The sequence below is a fragment of the Chryseobacterium artocarpi genome, assembly GCF_001684975.1.
GTDB lineage: Bacteria > Bacteroidota > Bacteroidia > Flavobacteriales > Weeksellaceae > Chryseobacterium > Chryseobacterium artocarpi.
Genome location: NZ_MAYH01000045.1, coordinates 127,665 through 147,869 on the forward strand (window position 1 = coordinate 127,665; position 20,205 = coordinate 147,869).

Here is a 20,205-nt window from a genome sequence, read left to right on the forward strand (position 1 = left end):
AAGCGAAGAATAAATCTTCGCTTTTTTATGTAATTACTTTTTCGATTAAAATTTTATGAGCCTTTTTTCTTTACACCATGGAAATCCTTCAGATAAAAAGGTTCAAAATAAGCCATATCCTCAAAGTCTTTATTTTCTATCTTCTCAAGAGTTTTTTTGATCAGATATTGTGCAGAAGGGTAGATCTCTTCTTTAAAATCCGCGTGGGGAAGGTTTAAAATATCTTTTGCTTTCTTGGCTCCGTCTCCTACAAAAATTACTTTTTTGTCTTTAAATTCTTCAAAAGAAGTTTCATCAAGAATTTTAGCTTCGGTCTGGGATAGCTCTTTTCCTGTAGAACCGTCATAAACGGCTGTATAAACCTCCATTCTCCTTGCATCGATCAATGGAATTATAAGATCATAGTTATTGCCTAAAAAAGGCTCTATCATACTTTCAAGAGAATTTACAGCAATAAAGGGAACTTTCAATCCATAGCAGAAGCCTTTTGCAGAGGCAGCACCAATTCTTAGACCAGTATACGAACCAGGTCCTTTTCCGAGAGAAACTGCTTCAATGTCCTTAAGTGAAATTCCAGCTCCTTCCAATGCCCATTCTACATAGGAGTGAAGACTTTCAGACTGCTTATAGTTTTCGGAAACTTCTTCACACAGGCATAGTAACTTTTCATTATCTGATACGGCTACTGAACAGTTTTTAGAAGAAGTTTCAAGATATAGAATTTTCATTTTCTTATTTTAAGCTAAACTGCAAGATTGCTAAAGGCAAAATCGCTTTTAATATTCTGCAAATTTAATCCTTTATTTTGAGACTATTTTTTATAAATCGTTCTTGGTTCTGCCTGAGCACTTGGATAAATGCACATATCTGCAATAGTAACATGTTTTGGAGCGTTTATACAATACGCAATGGCATCTGCAATATCTTCTGCTTTTAAGGCTTCATAACCCGCGTATACTGTTGCAGCTTTTTCACTATCACCTTTGAATCTCACTAAAGAAAAATCTGTTTCTACTGCTCCCGGCTGGATGTTGGTAACCTTGATCCCGAATTCAGTAAGCTCCAATCTCATTCCTTCAGAAATAACATCTACTGCTTTTTTTGTCGCACAATATACAACCCCATTTGCATAAGTTTGTCTCGCTGCAACGGAACTAATATTTACAATATGACCTGAATTTTTAGTTTTCATAGCAGGAATAATCATTTTAGAGACATATAAAAGTCCCTTTACATTTCCGTCTATCATCGAGTCCCAATCATCAGTCTTACCAGATGAAAGAGGATCAAGCCCATGAGCATTGCCTGCATTATTAATCAGAACATCAATATCTTTCCACCCCTCAGGAAGTGAATTAATAGCTGCCTCTACCTCTTCCAGATTCCTTACATCAAACATTAAACTAAAAACTTCAGTAAATAGAGATAATTCAGCATTTAAAGTTTTCAGTACTTCACTTCTTCTTCCACAAATAATGATTCTGTTTCCTTGTTTTGCCAAAAGCTCTGCTGTAGATTTTCCGATTCCGGAAGTAGCTCCTGTGATTAATATTGTCTTCATAAAATTGATTATTTATTTAATATAACAAAGTATCAGCCTCACAATTTACCAATGCTTGATATGTATTGTTACATCGGTATTTTGCTGAATTGATATATTTCATTGTTATATATTGTATTGTTAATTTGCATCAAATGCCTGAAATGCATCGATGATATGATCAATCATTAAGTTTTTTTGCTCATCAGGGAGAACGGAAATAATGTCAAATCTCACTTCATTCTGACGGTTAAATTCCTCTAAATAATGATTAGCTGCAGAAACAACAGACCTAATCTTTGTTTTGGTCACAGCTTCCTGAGGCAGCATGAATGCATCGGTAGATCTGGCTTTTACTTCAACAATAACTATTAAGTCATCTTTTTCAGTAATAATATCTATTTCAGCCTTTTGAAAGCGAAAGTTTCTGGACAGTATTTTATAGCCATTCTTTTGAAGATAATCAGCTGCGAGATCTTCTGCTATTTTTCCAAAGTCATTATGATTAGCCATATTTTTCGCTTGAGTATATGATAATCCGGTGAGTAATTTTTTAAAAATCGATCTTTACTTTATCTCCGATTTTGACCTTAGCTGTACCACCGATTAATAATGGTCTATTGTCTTTGATGTGTCCATTTGGAAAGCCAAATACTACAGGGAATTTATATTTTGAAATTCTTTCGGCGATCAGTTTATAAGCAAATCCATCAAAGCTTGCTTCGTAATCTTTATTGTCTTTTTCATCACCCATATTGGTCATTCCACCTACAACAAGTCCTTTTATTTTGCTGAAAACCCCGGCAAGTTCCAAACTCATAATCATTCGGTCAAGAGCATAAAAGTTCTCTCCGATATCTTCAATGAATAAAATTTTATCTTTAAACTCAAAAGAGTATTTGGTTCCCAGAAGGGCATAAATAAGCGCTAGATTACCTCCAACAAGTTCTCCTTCAATATTACCCTTTCTATTTAATTTGTGGGATTGTAAGCTATATTTAGGCGTTTTTCCTTTTAAAATATCAAAGATAAGATCATAGCTTTCATCTGTAACTCCAAAACTTGAAGTTTTTATTGTCTGCCCATGAATGGAAGCAAATCCTTTTTTCAACAGATAGCTTTGAATAACGGTATTGTCGGAATATCCTATGTACCATTTCGGATTTTGTATAAAGTTTTTAAGTTTTAAATGCTGGACCAGGTGCTGGCATCCATATCCTCCTCGTGAAGCCCATATTGCTCCTATTTCTTTATCATTTAAAGCCCAGTTGATATCTTTTATTCTTTCCTGTTCTGTTCCGGCATAATTGTAACCATTCGAAAATTTGGTATAAAGGTGTTCTCCTAAAACAGTTTCAAATCCTTTACTTTTAATTAATTGTATTCCCTTTTCAAGTTGAGTGGCATCTACAGCTCCGGCAGGGGAAATAACAGCAATTTTAGCCCCTTTTTTAAGGGCTTTTGGAAAGATAATTTTTTTCATTTTGTTTTTTGATATTTTACTTCTTTTTTCTCGGCTTCTTCCAGTTGTCTCTCAAATTGATTGAACTTTTTAAAACTTTGCAGGAAGATAAAGAAACTGAATATAATAAGAATTACACCAACAACTCTTCTAATCTGGTTGGCTAATTTTTGAGTAAGTTTATCATGAAACTGTTTTGCCAGAAATATTTTGGCTAAATCTATACAAAGATAAGTAGCAATGACAATGCTTATGTATAAAATAAAACTGCTGGTGTCCGGGTATTGATTCCTTACGGAAATTACCGTTACCAGCCAGAAGAGAATGACTCCAACATTCAAAAGATTAAAGAAAAAACCATTAAAAAATGTTTTGATATAATTTTGACTAATGATCTTTTCTTCACCAGGCATATGCATTTTGGTTTTTGTTACTAACATTACAATCCCGTAAATAAAAATCAGGATAGAAGTAATCCTGTAAAAACCCGGATGTTTATCAATTAAAGTAACAATATCTGCACTGGCATAATAAGCTGCTACAATACAAAGTAAATCTGCAGTAATCACCCCAAGATCCAACGATAAAGCATGCTTTGGCCCTCTGGAGAAACTGGTCTCAATTAACAGGAAAAATATAGGTCCTATAAAAACCAGACTCAACATGAATCCTAATATGACGGCAGATAGTACAAGTTCAAGCATTTAATAAATTTAAAAATGAAAAAATTCATTCCGTTTTATACAAAGTTAGACTTTATGATTTAATTATTCAATAAAGATGTGATATATCAACTTTTATTTTAGCAACTATTTGGACTTAATTTTTAAGAAGAGAAGCAATAAAAGGAAATCCTTTAAGCCAGAGAAGACAAATAAAAAATCCCCGTCATAAAGTACGAGGATATAAATTTAATTTTCAATTCGCTTGTTATATTCTTCCCAGTCAAACTCAAAGCCTAAGTTTTTGGTTACATAATCAAATATTTCATCAAAATCAGGTTCGTGCTCTTTCGCAAAATCATACCATCCTTTAGAAAACTCCGAGTATTCATCTCCTAAAACTTCACCTTGCGTTCGCATTCCTTTATGTGTACTTGCCAGCCAATATTTTTTCTTTTCATCAAAACCCATTTTGGGGTATTCTTCTTTCCAAAATTTATTCATTGAATTATCAAATTCTTGAATTTCTTTTAAATGATTTACTTTTTTAGAAGAGCCTAATCCAGAAAGATATTCATTATATTCCTTCTCTATTTTTTTATTTAACTCTTCTAGATTCATGTTAATATTTTTTTTAATTAGCTTTATCTCATAGACATTCCTGTAAGTCTAAAATATCCTTTTTTGAATTTTCTTTTTAATAATAACTTAGCTTTACTGTGGTCTATGATTTTATTACTGTCTTCAAAATTGAAAAAATCCCCGTTACAAAGAACGAGGATATAAATTTAATTTTCAATTCGTTTATTATATTCTTCCCAGTCAAACTCAAAGCCTAAGTTTTTGGTTACATAATCAAATATTTCATCAAAATCAGGTTCGTGCTCTTTCGCAAAATCATACCATCCTTTAGAAAACTCTGAGTATTCATCTCCTAAAGCTTCACCTTGCGTTCGCATTCCTTTATGTGTACTTGCCAGCCAATATTTTTTCTTTTCATCAAAACCCATTTTGGGGTATTTTTCATTCCAAAATTTTTTCTGAGAATTTTCCAAATCTTCTATAAATTTACTGAAATTTGATTTCATAGAATTTATTTTCCTATTAGATTTATTTTATTGGTCATTACTCAACAATCTTGAAATCTAATTGCTTTTGGATAAGATTAGCTTTCACTACTTTGATCTGAACCTGATCTCCCAACTGATATTTATTACCATGTCTTATCCCATAAACAGCGTGTGTTTTTGCATCGTACATATAAGAATCATCCACAAGATCTCTTAGTTTGATAAGACCTTCAGCTCCGTTTTCAGGAACTTCAACCCAGAAACCAAATTCTGCAACTCCTGAAATAACTCCTGTAAATGTTTCTCCAAGATGTTTCTCCATAAATTTCACCTGCATATACTTAATAGAATCTCTTTCTGCATCAGCAGCCAGTCTTTCCATAGCACTGCAATGTTTTGCTTTCTCTTCAAGTTCTGGTCTGCTTGGAGATTTTCCACCATCCAAATAATGCTGAAGAAGACGGTGAGCCAATAAATCCGGATAACGACGGATAGGAGAAGTAAAGTGACTATAATAATCAAATCCAAGCCCGTAGTGACCGATTGGTTCTGTAGAATATACTGCCTTACTCATACTTCTCATCGCAAGAGTTTCAATCATATTTTCTTCCCCTTTACCTTTTACATCATGAAGAAGTTTATTCAGAGATTCTGCAACTTTTTTGGTATTCGCAAGATTCATTTTGTACCCAAAAGTAGAAACAAAGTCTCTTAACGATTCCAGCTTTGCAGGATCCGGATCATCGTGAACTCTATAAATAAATGTATTCTGAGTAATCTCTCCTTTTCTTGTAAGAGATACAAATTCTGATACTTTTTTATTTGCTAAAAGCATAAATTCTTCGATCAGGTGATTTGAATCTTTACTGATTTTAAAATAAACCCCAATTGGCTCATTATTTTCATCCAAATTGAATCTTACCTCACTTCTGTCAAAGGTAATTGCTCCTTTTCTGATACGATCATTACGCATGATCTTAGCCAATCTGTCAAGAACATTGATTTCCTCAGCCAAATCTCCTTCACCTGTTTCGATACGCTCCTGAGCTTCTTCGTAGGTAAATCTTCTGTCTGAATGAATCACAGTTCTTCCAAACCATTGTTTTTGAATTTCTGCCTGATCATTCAGTTCAAAAACAGCAGAGAAAGTATACTTATCTTCATTTGGACGAAGAGAACACACATCATTACTCAATACTTCAGGCAACATGGGCACAACTCTGTCTACCAAATACACTGAAGTGGCTCTCTGATACGCTTCATCATCCAGTATGGTTCCCGGAACTACATAATGAGAAACATCCGCAATGTGAACCCCAATTTCCCAGTTTCCGTTTTCCAGTTTTCTCATGGACAAAGCATCATCAAAGTCTTTCGCGTCTTTAGGGTCAATAGTAAACGTACAAATGTTACGCATATCCCAGCGTTTTGCTACTTCTTCATCAGTGATTCTTCTGTCTATTTTATCCGCATCCAATTCTACTTCCTGTGGAAACTCATAAGGTAGCCCATATTCGGCAAGAATAGCGTGGATTTCCGTTTCATGTTCTCCCGGAGCACCTAATACCTGTATGATTTCTCCTTCAGGATTTTTATCGCCAGGTTTCCATTCTGTCATCTTAACGATTACCTTATCTCCATCCTCTGCATTATTGAATTTTGTTTTCGGAATAAAAATGTCTGTATTGATTGATTTTTTATCCCCAACCACAAATCCAAAATCCTTGTGAGCAACCTTTTGAAAAGTACCTACAAATTCAGTTCTGTTTCTCTCCAAAACTTCCAAAACGGACCCTTCCAGCTTCTTTCCTTTATAATGATAAGTTATAATAAGAACCTTGTCTCCCTGCAAAGCATCCTTTACATTTTTAGCATGAACGAAAACATCTTCTTCCAATCCTTCTACATTTACATAAGCATTCCCGCTTTGGTTGAAATCAATAATTCCTGTTAATGTTCCTGCAATTTTCAGGTTTACGATATACTTTCCTCTTTCTACTTCTTTGATCTTTTCAGATCCCTGAAGCTTATGCAGTGCCTGAATCACAAGTTCTCTTTGTCTTGGATTCTTGTATTCTATACCATCAGCTATCTGCTTATAATTATAAATTTTTGATGAATTTGCATTCATGAAGCGAAGGATCAATCTTCCGATTTCCATCAGCTTCAAATCATTTTTATGACTTATATATTTTCTTTTTTTTGGCATTTTAACTTTCTTTTAATTAAAAATAATCTTTCTTTTGAAGATTACCGTATTAGTTTTTTTAATCAATTATTATCTAAATATTAATAGATAATGTTTGTCTTTTTCCGGATGATATCCTTATATATTATATGAAGTGTTCAGTTTCTATATTAAAAATACTTCCTATTAATTGGTAAATCTACGCATTAACATTCCATACTCATTACTTATTTATATTTCAAAACTGAAATTTTTATCCTAAATAATTTAGCTTAATTATTATCTCAATTTTTATCTGACTTCATTATATGGAGTGACGATTTCAATACAACAAAATCCTATCCAAATCCTTATCCGGCAAATAAGTTTTTATCGAAATTTTTCTGTGTATTATTCCTAAACATCTTCTTTAATCTTGAAATAAAAATAATACAAGAATTTAATAAAACCAACAGTTTTTATTACTATCAAACCTTTGTTTTTACATTAAACTATACATTTAGTTTAAAAACATAAAACGTAACATATAGTTTAATCAATTCAATAAAAATATGGAGAAGAAAAGAAGGATACCTTTTTGCTAATATTACTTAATAATATCTAAAGGCTATGGAGTAGAATAGATTGGTAACTTCTATTGGACACTGCAAATGTACGAATAAAAAATAAATAAGGTCTGCAATTCAAATTACAGACCTTAGTATATTTAGCAAACAGCAATTTTATCAACTCTGTTCTGGTGTCTTCCACCTTCAAATTCTGTCGAAAGAAATTTATCTACAATTTCAATTGCCAATTCTTTTGATATAAATCTTGCTGGCATTGAAATCATGTTTGCATCATTATGCAGTCTTGCCAGTGTTGCAATCTCCGGCATCCAGCAAAGTGCACATCTGATCTTTTGATGTTTGTTCGCAGTAATCTGAACCCCATTTCCGCTTCCGCAGATCAAAATTCCAAGCTCATTTTCTCCGTTTTCCACAGAGGTTGCAGCAGGGTGGACAAAGTCTGGATAATCCACACTGTTTGTGGAAAACGTTCCAAAATCCTGAACCTCAAACTTTTCTGAAAGGTAGTTTTTAACAATCTCCTTATATTCATAGCCTGCATGGTCCGCTGCGATAGCAATTTTTCTTTTCATAATACTCTTATTAAGCTTTTTTAGATTTTATTTCCTTACAAAGGTAAGAATAATAACAATTCATGTTAGTAAACCGTGAGTTAATTGTGAAAAGGTATGTTAATAACTGTGGAAAACTTTTTTCAACTTTCTATTTTCAAAGATGAAATTATTTCGTAATAGAAAATCTATTCTAAACTTTTCCCCACAACTTTCCAGATCTTTTCTTCAGCTATCCCCAGGCTTTTCCATAATAAAATAACTAATAATGTTTTATTGGTAAAGTTATCAACAATTGTGAATAAGTGTGTGAATATACATGTTTACAGTAATTTACATTGTGAGTTATTTATGAATTGAGTACTAGTTGAGTATTATAAACTTTAAGCCAAAAACTTATCCCCGTTACTAACAATACATAACAACAACTACATTATTCTTTTTTTTAAATAGAGAAAAAATGTTGATTAATGGGTGATTGGGTTCGGGGAAAGTTTTTGAAAACTTTTATTTTAATCAATCTGTTGAAAAAGTTTAAAACCTTACATTTGTGAAACGAAAAATCAAAGAAATTTATGAAATTACTTCTGCCGGAATTTGATGAAAAGCAAACCCAGGTGCTTGGGGAGTTTCATAAAAATGTCGAAAAAAATAAATCTAAATATGAAAATGAAAACAATCAACGACTTCAATTTTAAAGATAAGAAAGCTCTTGTAAGAGTTGACTTCAATGTTCCACTTGACGACGAGTTTAATGTAACTGACAATACTAGAATTGTTGCGGTGAAACCAACCGTTGATAAAATTCTTAATGATGGTGGATCTGTTATTTTAATGACACATCTTGGAAGACCAAAAGGTGAGTTTAAGGATGAATTTTCCCTAAAACATATTGTTGAAGAAATTTCAAATGTTTTTGGACAGGAGGTGAAGCTTGTTGAGGATTGTATTGGTGAAAAGGCTGAGCAGGCTGCTAAAGAACTTAAGCCAGGTGAAATTTTATTATTAGCCAATGTACGGTTTCATAATGAGGAAGAAAATGGAGATGAAACTTTCGCTGAGAAATTATCTAAATTGGGAGATGCTTATGTGAATGATGCTTTTGGAACTGCACATAGAGCCCATGCATCTACAGCCGTAATTGCAAAGTTTTTTCCAGAAACTAAATTTTTCGGTTTATTGATGGCTAAAGAGCTTCAGGCAATCGATAAAGTTTTAAAAAGTGGTGAGAAGCCTATCACTGCAATTCTTGGTGGATCTAAAGTTTCAACTAAGATAACTATTATAGAAAACATTCTTCCTGCAGTAGATAATCTGATCATTGGAGGTGGTATGGCATTTACATTTATTAAAGCTCTTGGAGGCAAAATTGGAAATTCATTGGTAGAAGAAGATAAGATTCCTTTAGCTCTTGAGATTTTAGGTAAAGCTAAAGAACACAAAGTAAAAGTTTATCTTCCTTCTGATGCTATTATCGCTGAAAGTTTCAGTAACGATGTTGAAAGTAAAGAAGCAGATATTTATGCTATTCCTGAAGGATGGATGGGACTTGATGCTGGTCATAAATCAAGAGATTTGTTTAATGATGTATTGTTAAACTCAAGAACGATTCTTTGGAATGGTCCTATCGGAGTTTTTGAAATGTCAAATTTTGCTGGTGGTACCGTAGCACTGGGTGATAGTATTGCTGAAGCGACAAGATTAGGTGCTTTCTCTTTAGTAGGAGGAGGAGATAGTGTTGCATTCGTTAAGCAGTTTGGATATGCTGACAAGGTAAGTTATGTTTCTACAGGTGGTGGAGCAATGCTTGAAAGTTTAGAAGGACTTGAGCTTCCTGGTGTAGCAGCTATCAATAATTAATAAAAATAAAAAATCAATATTTTCAAGCCTGCTAATATTATTAGCAGGCTTTTTTTTGCTGTATTTTCCATTGAGAAATCCTGAATTTGGTGTTTGTTTTTTTATTTATTGATATAACTTAAGGTTATATTAATGTGGGACTTTTTGATAGTGTGGAAGTTATGTTGCTACACCGATTAATAGGAAGTATTTTAATATGAAGTCGTGATAATATTGATTAGATTCTATTACTTTTTTATATGATTCAAGCTATGATTTTTTATTTATTTTGTTTGAATTTTATAATTATATGTTGGCTTTTAGAAGGTGCTTTATTTCTATTATTTTGGATACTGTACAAAATTTTTTTAGTAAATTCAATATTTATATCTAGGAGGGAAAGAAACAAATTATTTTGTTCAGAATAATATTTAAAGCTATTGTTTGAATCAATTTTAATTTTATTCGAAGAGGTATATTTGTTTTGTTCTGGTTTATTAAAAGATCTTGCCATTACTATTTTATATCATTTTGTGATTAGAATGATTTTTTATGATCTCATGATAAAAGTAAGGTAGTTCATTTATATTTTTTTTGGAATGAACGATGACACAAAATATTGTGATCATTAATTATATGATTATAATTAATGTTAATGTGTTTATTATCATATTGTTATGTAAATGTTTTTATGCTATGTGTATTCTTATCTCTTTTTTTACTCGTGTTGTTATATTGTGTTTGTAATTAATTGATTTACAGATTTTAATCTTATTTTTTTATGAGTGAATTTTTACTAAACTATTATGCTTTTAGAATAGTTTTTGTATTATATTAACTTCTAAAAAATGCAATTAGATTGATTTCACTATTTTTTTATTTTCTTTAAGTACGAGTTTTAATGTTTTTGAAATTCATTTTATTTTTAGTAACCTTTGAGTGTTATTTTTTCACTTTTTATTTATCTCATCTGTTTTTAAATTTTTGTCAGACATTCTTCTTATATATATGTATGCTAATTTTCCGGCTAGCTTAAATTGAATAGGTTTAAAAATAATTTAATACTTCGGCTAACTTTTTCAAAAGCTAAAAAAACAGACTCTTTAAATAGCTTAAAAATCGAATAACTATAATTTTTAATATACTTATATCGTTTGAATATTTGAGATGTTATTTAATGTGTTTTTGAAGGAATTTCTGTTGTTATGTTCTAATTTTCCTTCTTGAGAATGGCATGTGTATTCTTTTTCCTGTAGGGCTTATTTTTAAAGATTTGTCATAGCTTATATGGAATTTTTTTTGAAAATAAACTTGGCAATAGAGAAGTGGAGTAGGGGGAGTTGTAAAAGTATGTTACTATTTAAATGATTTTTAAATGAGTTTACTCATCAATAATTTTACATTGTTGTAGGAAATAAAAAAACTCAGAAAGAAATTTCCTGAGTTTTTATTTTTTTAGCTCAAAATCCTGAAAATTGGCATTCAGAAATAGCTTAAAAATCGATGATCTATCTTTTTTCGATAATATATATCAAACTTGAAAATTCGTTCGAAAATGAGGCTTTTATGTTTGAAATTGTTCCGAAGATGCTTCCTTTTAGCCAAAATAGAGGTGATTTTTTATATTTTTCGCTCAACATGGAGATATAGTATGAATCTAGGATCAAAGGTTTGATCTTTCTCATTTTCCAATCTGGTTTTTTAGAAATTAAATTTTCCATTCCGTTTTTAGAAAAGTGATAGATGTGTCTCGGTACATCATAGGCTGCCCAATATTCTTTATAATGTTTGGCATCATAAGAAGTAGGGTTGGGCACAGCAATAATAAGAAGTCCTTTGTCTTTTAATTTTGCGTGAAAAATACTGAGCATTTCATCCTGGTTCTCTATATGTTCAAATACATGCCACAATGTAATTGCATCTAAACTTTTGTCTTCGATTTTTTGAATGTCGTCGAGGATCTTTGCTTTTGTAATTTTTCCCTGTGCTGCTTTTCTTGCATCAGCATCCGGTTCAAATCCTAAGGCTTCAAAATCATTTTCTATATACTTTACAAATTCTCCGGCACCACATCCATAGTCTAATACTTTTGATCCTTGTTGAATTCTTTCAACAAGAATATTTTTTTTGTATTTCAGATTAAAAGACTGAAGAAATTTATATAATTTTTCTTTGAGGCTTCCGGAATCCTGGTGATGAGAAATATAATCTTCACTTTCATAATATCTGGAAATATTGGATGGAATAGGGGAGGTCTTGTAGACTCCTTTGGTTTCGGTTTCTTTAATCTCAAATATTTCCTGTGAAAGAAAATGATCTTTTATTTTCATTGAATTTACTATCTGTTATATTTAAAAAATTAAGATATTCATCAACTTTTTTTGAGTTTAATAAATACCTTAATTTTCATTTTTATTGTAAGAAATGTTTCACGTGAAACATTTTTATTTTAACGTCCTAAATAGACTAGTAAAACGTTAATGTCGGCTGGAGAAACACCGCTTATCCTTCCTGCCTGTGCGATAGTCTTAGGACGAACGTTAGACATCTTCTGTTTTGCTTCTGCTGAAAGACTTGAAAGCTTCATATAATCAAAATCTTCAGGGATTTTAATGTTTTCAAGACGGTTTAGTTTAGCTACATTTTCCTTTTCTTTTTCAATATATCCTTTATACTTGATGTTGATTTCAGCTTGTTCTCTTACTTCTTCATTGTATTGGGATGAAGTTTCTTTAATGAAATCAATTTCATCAAGTTTTTCTAAAGTGATATTAGGTCTTGTAAGAATTTGTGCAGCTCTATAGGCTTGATCTACAGGACTGCTTTCTACAGATGCCAGAACTGGGTTTATTATTCCTGGTTTTAAAGAAGTTTCGCGTAAAAACTCTTCAAGTTGTTGACTTTCAGTTATTTTGGTTTCTACTTTTCTTAATCTTTCTTCTTTTGCTAATCCTAGATGGTATGCTTTCTCAGTTAATCTGATATCTGCATTATCTTGTCTTAATAAAAGTCTGTATTCGGCACGTGAAGTAAACATTCTATATGGCTCTTCTGTTCCTTTTGTGATAAGATCATCAATCAATACACCAATGTAAGCTTCATCTCTGTTAAGAATGAAATCTCCTTTTTCATGTACTTTATTGTGAGCATTGATTCCGGCAATCAAACCTTGTCCGGCTGCTTCTTCATATCCTGTAGTACCATTGATCTGCCCAGCGAAATATAAATTATCAATTAATTTTGTTTCTAGGGTATGCTTCAATTGGGTAGGAGGGAAGTAGTCGTATTCGATTGCGTATCCCGGACGGAAAACTTTTACATTCTCAAATCCTGGAATATGTTTCATTGCTTTGATCTGTACATCTTCCGGAAGAGAAGAACTGAATCCGTTTACATAAATTTCTACAGTTTTCCATCCTTCAGGTTCTACGAAAAGCTGGTGTCTGTTTCTTTCAGCAAAACGATTAATTTTATCTTCAATACTTGGGCAGTATCTTGGACCTAAACTTTGAATCGTTCCATTGAACATTGGACTCCTATCGAAACCTTCGCGAAGAATATCATGAACAGTTTCGTTCGTATATACAATATGACAACTTAATTGTTTTGTTAATTTCGGAGTATCAAGGTAGCTGAACTTTTGAGGATTTTCGTCTCCTTTTTGTTCTTCCATTTTTGAATAATCCAAACTTCTTCCATCAACTCTTGGTGGGGTACCAGTTTTCATTCTTCCGGCTTCGAAACCTAAAGTTACTAATTGTTCGGTGATTCCAAATGCTCTTGGTTCACCCATTCTTCCACCGCCTAATTGTTTATCTCCAACGTGAATTAATCCATTTAAAAAAGTTCCGTTTGTTAAAACTACAGATCTTCCCTTTATCTCAATTCCTAAAGAAGTAATTACTCCGGTTACTTTATTATTTTCAATAACCAGTTGTTTCACCATATCCTGAAAGAAATCAAGATTAGGAGTATTCTCTAATGCAAGTCGCCATTCTTCGGCAAAAAGCATTCTATCATTTTGGGTTCTTGGGGACCACATTGCAGGACCTTTTGAAAGATTCAGCATTTTAAATTGGATGGCAGATTTGTCTGCTACGATTCCGGAGTATCCACCCATCGCGTCAATCTCTCTTACGATTTGTCCTTTTGCGATTCCACCCATTGCGGGGTTGCAACTCATCTGTCCGATGGTCTGCATATTCATTGTAATCAATAGAGTTTTTGAACCCAGGTTGGCTGCCGCTGCTGCTGCTTCACATCCTGCGTGTCCTGCACCTACTACGATCACGTCATATATTTCTGAAATCATTTTTATCTCGCTTATTTAAGCCTTAAACCTTAACTTTAACCTTAATGTTTCACGTGAAACATTTTTGAAGAATGCACTCTAGGTAAACATATATTGTTGCTAGAATTGAGTACTTTAGATATCGGACTTTAAGTGATTATTTAATTCTAATTCTTTAAATCTCTATATTTAGATAAGTACAGATCTTCCATTCTTCGCATCTCTTTTTCCTCTTCTTCCGTCTTGTCTTTATACCCTATAAGGTGTAAAATACCATGGGCTAAAACTCTTCTTAATTCATCTTCATAATCTCGGGAAAGGGTAGAGGCGTTGTCTGAAATGCGTTGCAAAGATACAAAAATCTCAGCGCTTATTGTCTTACCTTTTACATAATCAAAAGTGATGATATCGGTATAATAATCATGCTGTAAATAATCCTGATTGATCTTTAAAAGATATTCATCATCACAGAAAATGTAATTGATTTCTCCTAGTTTTTTTCCTTCTGAAAGAATAAGATCTTCCAGCCATTTTTTGTAATCTGTATCTACCGATTCTGGTAAATTTTCGTAAAAGAATTGTATCATTGTATTAAAACCAGTGTCCTAAAATAACACTGAATATGCCTTTTTGATTGTTTTTTAGTGAATGGCTAAAGTTTACCTTTATCTGCCCGAAAGGAGATTTGTAACCAGCCGTAAGTCCAAGCGAGCTGAAATTTACTTTAACTGCATCTTCAAATTTAATGTCATTTGAAAGGTTTGCAAAGCTAAAGTTTCCGCTGATAAAATAATTTTTATTAAACCTAAACTGAAGATCATTGGATGCTAAGATCACGTTATTGGTATGAAGTTGGGCAAAATAAAATCCTGCAAAACTTTTAAAATTAATAATGTTTTGTTCAAATAATCCACCTAATCTGAACTGATAGTAAGAAGGAAGGTTATCTCCAAGAGTTACGCCTCCAAATAGATTTAAACGGTAAGTGAATTGTTTTCCAAGAGGAATATTAATCTTTAAATCTGCCTTTATCTGAACGATTCGTTTTTCAACTTCGGATTTTAAAAGATCTACAACCTTTCCTTCTGCTGCAAAATAAACCCCTTTAGTCGGGAATTCCTTATCGTCTTGCGTATCTGTTTTAAGAAATACATATGGATTTAAAAAGCGGCTGTAACGTCTATTATCGCCGTTAATTTCCGCTTTAAAGTAATCATGACTAATACCACCACCGATGGCGTATTTATCCTTCCATACAGACTGTATATAAGCCTCATTTCGCATCCATTCCCATTTATCAATAACATTATTATCTACATTTTTAAGATCAAAGCTCATTCCTGAAGAATAAATACCAAATCCCGGAATATATCCGTTATCAATAAAGTAGTTTAGATAATATCGAAGCTTGTCACCAACGATGACATCCACAGAAAGGTTGGAGTTTTTAAATAAAAGTCTCTTTGCAGAGTAATTTAAAAGAAGCCCGGTTTTGAAAACTTCGTCATAATGAAGTCCGAATTTTAAGAAATGACGGGCATCATCTTCGGTCACATAAAGCTTTAAATAATTAGCATCATTCTCCTGAACGATATCGTAATTGATAAATTTATAGTTGTTGGTAGCAACGAGTTTATCAATCATTTTATTAATGCTTCCATAAGTCTGCAGAGAGGGAAGACGTAGTCCCATTTTACCTAAAGTATAGTTTTTACCATAAATTTTACTTCCTTCTATGGAAATACTGTCTATCTTATATACGTTAGAATATATGGGGTTTACACGTTGTCTGAGACGGTCAAAAGGACGTTTTGGCAATTGATCGAGAACCTGAGTATATTTTAAGCCTTCTACATAGCCGCTGTCAAGAATTTTCTTCTTGTCATCATAGCTTGTAGCTGACATTCCTTTAAGATTAGGCTTAATATTGATGTCTGTATATTTATATTGTTTTCTGGTGTCTCTTTTAATCCCAAAATCAATAACCTGATTAAGGATGGAAATAATGTTATTTAAGTCCTCTCTTTTGGAAAGATCCTGGTTAAGATCCACACCGATGACAATATCAATTCCTTTATCCTTTAAAGGCTTTGATGGATAATTTACAGTCATTGCTCCATCTATATAAATACTATCTCCAATTTTAACGGGATCCATTAAAGAAGGAAACGCTGAACTTGCCATAATAGATTGTACAAGATCACCTTTTTCGAAAATCTGCATATTTCCACTTTCAAGATTGGTGGCAACACATAAAAAAGGAATAGGCATCTTAGAAAAGTCCTCGATATTGGAAACATTTTTAAAAAGTTCTTTTAAAAGATAAACGTTTCTCTGTCCTGTACTGATGGAAGAGGGAAGTGTAATTTTCCCATTTTTTAAAGGAATAGATAAAAGATATTTGTCAACAGATTTATTGAAAAAACTTGCTTCCTGTCTGGATTTTGGATCCATAATCAAAGAATAGAAATCGGTGTCCATGACAATTTTTTCTATTTCTTTACCAGAATATCCGGAAGCGTACAGTCCGCCCACAATGGCTCCCATACTCGTTCCGGAAATATAATCTACTTTTACTCCCAAAGAATCTAATACTTTAAGTACTCCGACATGTGAAAAACCTTTAGCACCACCACCGGCGAGCGATAGTCCTATTTTGGGGTTCTTGGGAATCACTAAATCTTTTTTTACCTGTGATTGAAACCACAGTAGCTGGAATACGAAAAGAAGAATCAGGAGTTTTCTCATAGTTAATCTTTTATATATATCCGTTTCACCCGAGGTGAAATGGATGTTAATACTTCATAGGTTATAGTTTTGCAGTAATCTGCAAATTCTTTTAAACTTGGTTTTGCATTAAAGACGGTTACCATATCACCTTCCTTTACATTGGGAACGTGATCTACGTTAAGCATCATCATATCCATACAGATGTTTCCTACAATTGGAGCCAATGTTTTGTTGACGCCAAGGCTTCCAACCTGGTTGCCTATTAATCTTGGAATACCATCTGCATATCCTACAGGAATGGTAGCAATCTTTGTAAGATGGTCTGTTTTAAATCTTCTGCTGTATCCCACAGATTCACCGTCTTCCACCATTGATATCTGTGAAATTACGGTTTTAAAACTTACCACAGACTGTAATTGTTTTTGTATTTGAGGATTGGGTGATTCTCCAAGCATTCCTATACCGATTCTTACCATGTCATATTGGTGATCTGTGTAGCTTGTAATACCGGAAGAATTTAAAATATGTCGGATAGGAGAATATCCTAATTTTTCAATCAGATAGCTTGAATTTTTATCAAATGTCTTTAATTGATCCAATGTAAAAGCCTTTTCTTCAGGAACATCGGATGATGACAAATGACTGAACATACTTTGAACTTTAAGATTTTTACTACTTAAAGTTTCACTTAACTGATCCAATTCAAAACCTTTAAATCCAAGACGGTGCATTCCTGTCTCTAATTTAATATGGATAGGGTATTTCTTATCATATCCGGATTTTTGTACAGCCTCATAGAATAATTCCAAAACCCTGAAGCTATAAATTTCAGGCTCAAGATTGTATTCTATAATAGTCTGGTAACTGTGTTGTTCAGGATTCATTACCACAATAGGAGTGGTGATTCCTTTTTTACGAAGTTCAACACCTTCATCTGCAAAAGCTACTCCAAGATAATCGATATGGTGATGTTGTAAAAATTCTGAAATTTCATAGCTGCCCAAACCATAAGCATTCGCTTTTACCATAGCCATCATTTTTGTTTGCGGCTTTAAAAGAGATTTATGGTAATTGATATTATGAAGAATGGCATTCAGATTAATTTCTAAAACGGTATCATGTTTTCTAAGCTCAAGAATATCTTTTAATTTTTCAATTTCAAATTTTCTTGCGCCTTTCAAAAGAATGATTTGATTTTCTATTTCAGATAAATGTTTACTTTCAATAAGTTCTTTGGTATCTATGAAAGTATATGTTTTAGATTTGAATAATTCACTATATTTTGAAATTTTATCACCAATCAGAAATACAGAATCGAAATGTTGTTCATTCACAAGCTCAGAAACTTCTTCATACAATTCCTGAGAATTGGTACTCACCCCTACGATGTCTGTTAAGACCAAAGATTTTTTCGGTTTATTATATTCATTCAAAAATTGAAGTGCAGTTTTCAAAGAATCAAGATCAAGATTGAAAGAATCGTTGATGACAATATTGTCTTTAATTCCTTCAATCGCTTCAAGCCTCATTTCGACGGCTTTTAAAAGGTTGATTTTTTCGACGATCTTTTTATTTTCGACCTGTAACACCTTTAGGACTGTAATAAGCGCCGTAGCATTGGTCAATGTCGATTCGTCTCTTTGATGAGCCGGAAAACTGATTTCTTCGCCAAAATAGTCAACAATGATATTTTCATCTTTTATATTTTTTTTGATGAAGACCTGATTTTCATTTTTGAACCCGTAAGAGATTAATTTTTTATCAGCGTATAATTTTTTAATTTTTTCATCTACTAAAGAATGATCACCATTATAAATGATTACTTCAGAATCTTTGAAAAGTTTAATTTTTTCATCGATCAGTTCTTCCTCAGAAGAAAAGTTGGCAGCATGAGCTGTTCCTATATGCGTTAACAATCCAATTTGAGGATGGAAAATATTTTCAAGCTTTTCCATTTCATCCGGGTGAGAAATTCCTACTTCAAAAATTCCCAATTCATGAGAATCGTTGATCTGAAGAAGGGAAAGAGGAAGTCCTATCTGAGAATTAAAGCTTTTTGGGCTTTTTACTGTTGGAAATTCATTCCACAGACATTGATATAACCATTCCTTTAAAATAGTTTTTCCATTACTTCCAGTGATTCCGATGGATCGTAAATGAGAATTTTCGAAGTGATGCTTTGATAATTGTTGTAGAAAATCCACAGAATTTTTAACAATAATCCACGTTATATTTTCAAACTGTGGATGTTCATGTTCAGAAATAATAATATTAATTCCTCTGTCAATGGCAGCTTCAATGAACTTTTCACCAGAATTTTTATGTGTATTAATAGCTATAAATGCAGTATTCTTAATTGAATAAATAATTCTGCTGTCATACGCTATATTTTTAACCACTAGACTTTTGTCTCCAATAACCTGTGCATTGGTGATTTCTGCAATTTGTTGTACTGTATAGTTCATTGGTGCCCTTTCTGCTTTATTTTAAGGCGAAAAAGCAATAGGGAAAAATTGCCAAAAGAATAATAGCTCTTATTGGTTAGCTAATTTTTTCATTTTGAAATTTTAGAATATTGCTTTCACGTTTTTCATTTATATTAAGTGAATATATTTTATGTTTGATGCATTCAGCTTATGTTTGATGCATTCAGCATTTACTGTGCGTCGTATATTATTATTTCCTTTTTGAAAGCACTTCATCAATAAATACACGCCGGCTTACAGCTTCATAGCTTTCAGTTTCTCCCAGCTCTACCAGATCGTTTCCTTGGGAAGTTCTCATGGAGTAGTTGGCAAGATTACCTGTTCTCTTGCAAATAGCATGCACTTTTGTAACATATTCTGCGGTAGCCATCAAATTGGGCATTGGTCCGAAAGGGCGACCCAGAAAATCCATGTCTAATCCTGCAATTACAACTCGTATTCCGCTATTGGCTAATTGGTTGGCAACATCTACAATGCTTTCATCAAAGAATTGTGCTTCATCTATTGCAACTACATCACAATTGGAAGCAAGCAGAAGAATCTCATTCGGATTTTCTACTGCAGTACTACGAATTTTATTCTGATTATGAGAAACAACATCCTCCTCAGAATACCGGATATCCAGTTTCGGTTTAAAAATTTCTACATTCTGTCCTGCCATTTCTGCTCTACGCAATCTTCGGATCAACTCCTCGGTTTTACCCGAAAACATAGAGCCACAAATCACTTCCATCCAACCACTTTGTTTGGAATGATTAATTGTATTTTCTAAAAACATTTGTTAAATTAGCCGTATATTTTCAACATCAAAAGTAAG

At 32.7% G+C, this 20,205-nt stretch carries 16 protein-coding genes; 1 reads left to right on the forward strand and 15 read right to left on the reverse strand.

Annotation, left to right across the window (positions count from 1 at the left end; translation table 11 throughout):
* Positions 1-53: 53 nt before the first annotated feature.
* The 9 genes from tsaB to rpiB all read right to left on the reverse strand — a co-directional run bounded on the left by tsaB (position 54) and on the right by rpiB (position 8,063).
* Positions 54-728 (reverse strand): tRNA (adenosine(37)-N6)-threonylcarbamoyltransferase complex dimerization subunit type 1 TsaB, encoded by a 675-nt coding sequence (gene tsaB / locus BBI01_RS15365; RefSeq protein WP_065395535.1) that lies wholly within the window; start codon positions 726-728, stop codon positions 54-56.
* Positions 729-811: 83 nt separating this feature from the next.
* Complete coding sequence (locus BBI01_RS15370; protein ID WP_065395536.1) at positions 812-1,561, reverse strand: SDR family NAD(P)-dependent oxidoreductase; 750 nt, start codon at positions 1,559-1,561, stop codon at positions 812-814.
* A gap of 120 nt (positions 1,562-1,681) precedes the next feature.
* Entirely contained in the window at positions 1,682-2,053 is a 372-nt protein-coding gene (locus BBI01_RS15375) for a YraN family protein (protein WP_065395537.1), read from the reverse strand.
* A 40-nt stretch (positions 2,054-2,093) separates the two neighbouring features.
* Entirely contained in the window at positions 2,094-3,023 is a 930-nt protein-coding gene (locus BBI01_RS15380) for a S66 peptidase family protein (RefSeq protein ID WP_065395538.1), read from the reverse strand.
* A complete protein-coding gene (locus BBI01_RS15385; RefSeq protein ID WP_065395539.1) occupies positions 3,020-3,706 on the reverse strand; it encodes a LysE family translocator in 687 nt (228 codons plus the stop codon). Before BBI01_RS15385 ends, BBI01_RS15380 begins: the two co-directional genes overlap by 4 nt.
* A gap of 207 nt (positions 3,707-3,913) precedes the next feature.
* Positions 3,914-4,285, reverse strand: a complete 372-nt coding sequence (locus BBI01_RS15390; protein ID WP_065395540.1) for a hypothetical protein — start codon at positions 4,283-4,285, stop codon at positions 3,914-3,916.
* 167 nt (positions 4,286-4,452) lie between these two features.
* Entirely contained in the window at positions 4,453-4,752 is a 300-nt protein-coding gene (locus BBI01_RS15395; protein WP_065395541.1) for a hypothetical protein, read from the reverse strand.
* 37 nt (positions 4,753-4,789) lie between these two features.
* Positions 4,790-6,943, reverse strand: a complete 2,154-nt coding sequence (rnr, locus tag BBI01_RS15400) for a ribonuclease R (protein ID WP_065395542.1) — start codon at positions 6,941-6,943, stop codon at positions 4,790-4,792.
* 685 nt (positions 6,944-7,628) lie between these two features.
* Positions 7,629-8,063, reverse strand: a complete 435-nt coding sequence (gene rpiB, locus BBI01_RS15405) for a ribose 5-phosphate isomerase B (RefSeq protein ID WP_065395543.1) — start codon at positions 8,061-8,063, stop codon at positions 7,629-7,631.
* 648 nt (positions 8,064-8,711) lie between these two features.
* Here rpiB and BBI01_RS15410 point away from each other — a divergent pair.
* Complete coding sequence (locus tag BBI01_RS15410; RefSeq protein WP_065395977.1) at positions 8,712-9,902, forward strand: phosphoglycerate kinase; 1,191 nt, start codon at positions 8,712-8,714, stop codon at positions 9,900-9,902.
* A gap of 1,487 nt (positions 9,903-11,389) precedes the next feature.
* Here the strand turns inward: BBI01_RS15410 and BBI01_RS15420 are convergent.
* From BBI01_RS15420 to BBI01_RS15445, 6 genes are all read right to left on the reverse strand, one after another.
* On the reverse strand, positions 11,390-12,211 hold the full coding sequence (locus BBI01_RS15420; protein WP_065395545.1) for a class I SAM-dependent methyltransferase: 822 nt from the start codon (positions 12,209-12,211) through the stop codon (positions 11,390-11,392).
* A gap of 119 nt (positions 12,212-12,330) precedes the next feature.
* Positions 12,331-14,193, reverse strand: a complete 1,863-nt coding sequence (mnmG, locus tag BBI01_RS15425) for a tRNA uridine-5-carboxymethylaminomethyl(34) synthesis enzyme MnmG (RefSeq protein WP_065395546.1) — start codon at positions 14,191-14,193, stop codon at positions 12,331-12,333.
* 146 nt (positions 14,194-14,339) lie between these two features.
* Positions 14,340-14,759, reverse strand: a complete 420-nt coding sequence (gene ybeY / locus BBI01_RS15430; protein ID WP_065395547.1) for an rRNA maturation RNase YbeY — start codon at positions 14,757-14,759, stop codon at positions 14,340-14,342.
* Between the two features lie 4 nt (positions 14,760-14,763).
* On the reverse strand, positions 14,764-16,920 hold the full coding sequence (locus BBI01_RS15435; protein WP_065395548.1) for a patatin-like phospholipase family protein: 2,157 nt from the start codon (positions 16,918-16,920) through the stop codon (positions 14,764-14,766).
* A gap of 2 nt (positions 16,921-16,922) precedes the next feature.
* Positions 16,923-19,367, reverse strand: a complete 2,445-nt coding sequence (locus BBI01_RS15440; RefSeq protein ID WP_065395549.1) for a bifunctional UDP-N-acetylmuramoyl-tripeptide:D-alanyl-D-alanine ligase/alanine racemase — start codon at positions 19,365-19,367, stop codon at positions 16,923-16,925.
* A 211-nt stretch (positions 19,368-19,578) separates the two neighbouring features.
* A complete protein-coding gene (locus tag BBI01_RS15445; protein ID WP_065395550.1) occupies positions 19,579-20,166 on the reverse strand; it encodes a thymidine kinase in 588 nt (195 codons plus the stop codon).
* Positions 20,167-20,205: the final 39 nt, after the last annotated feature.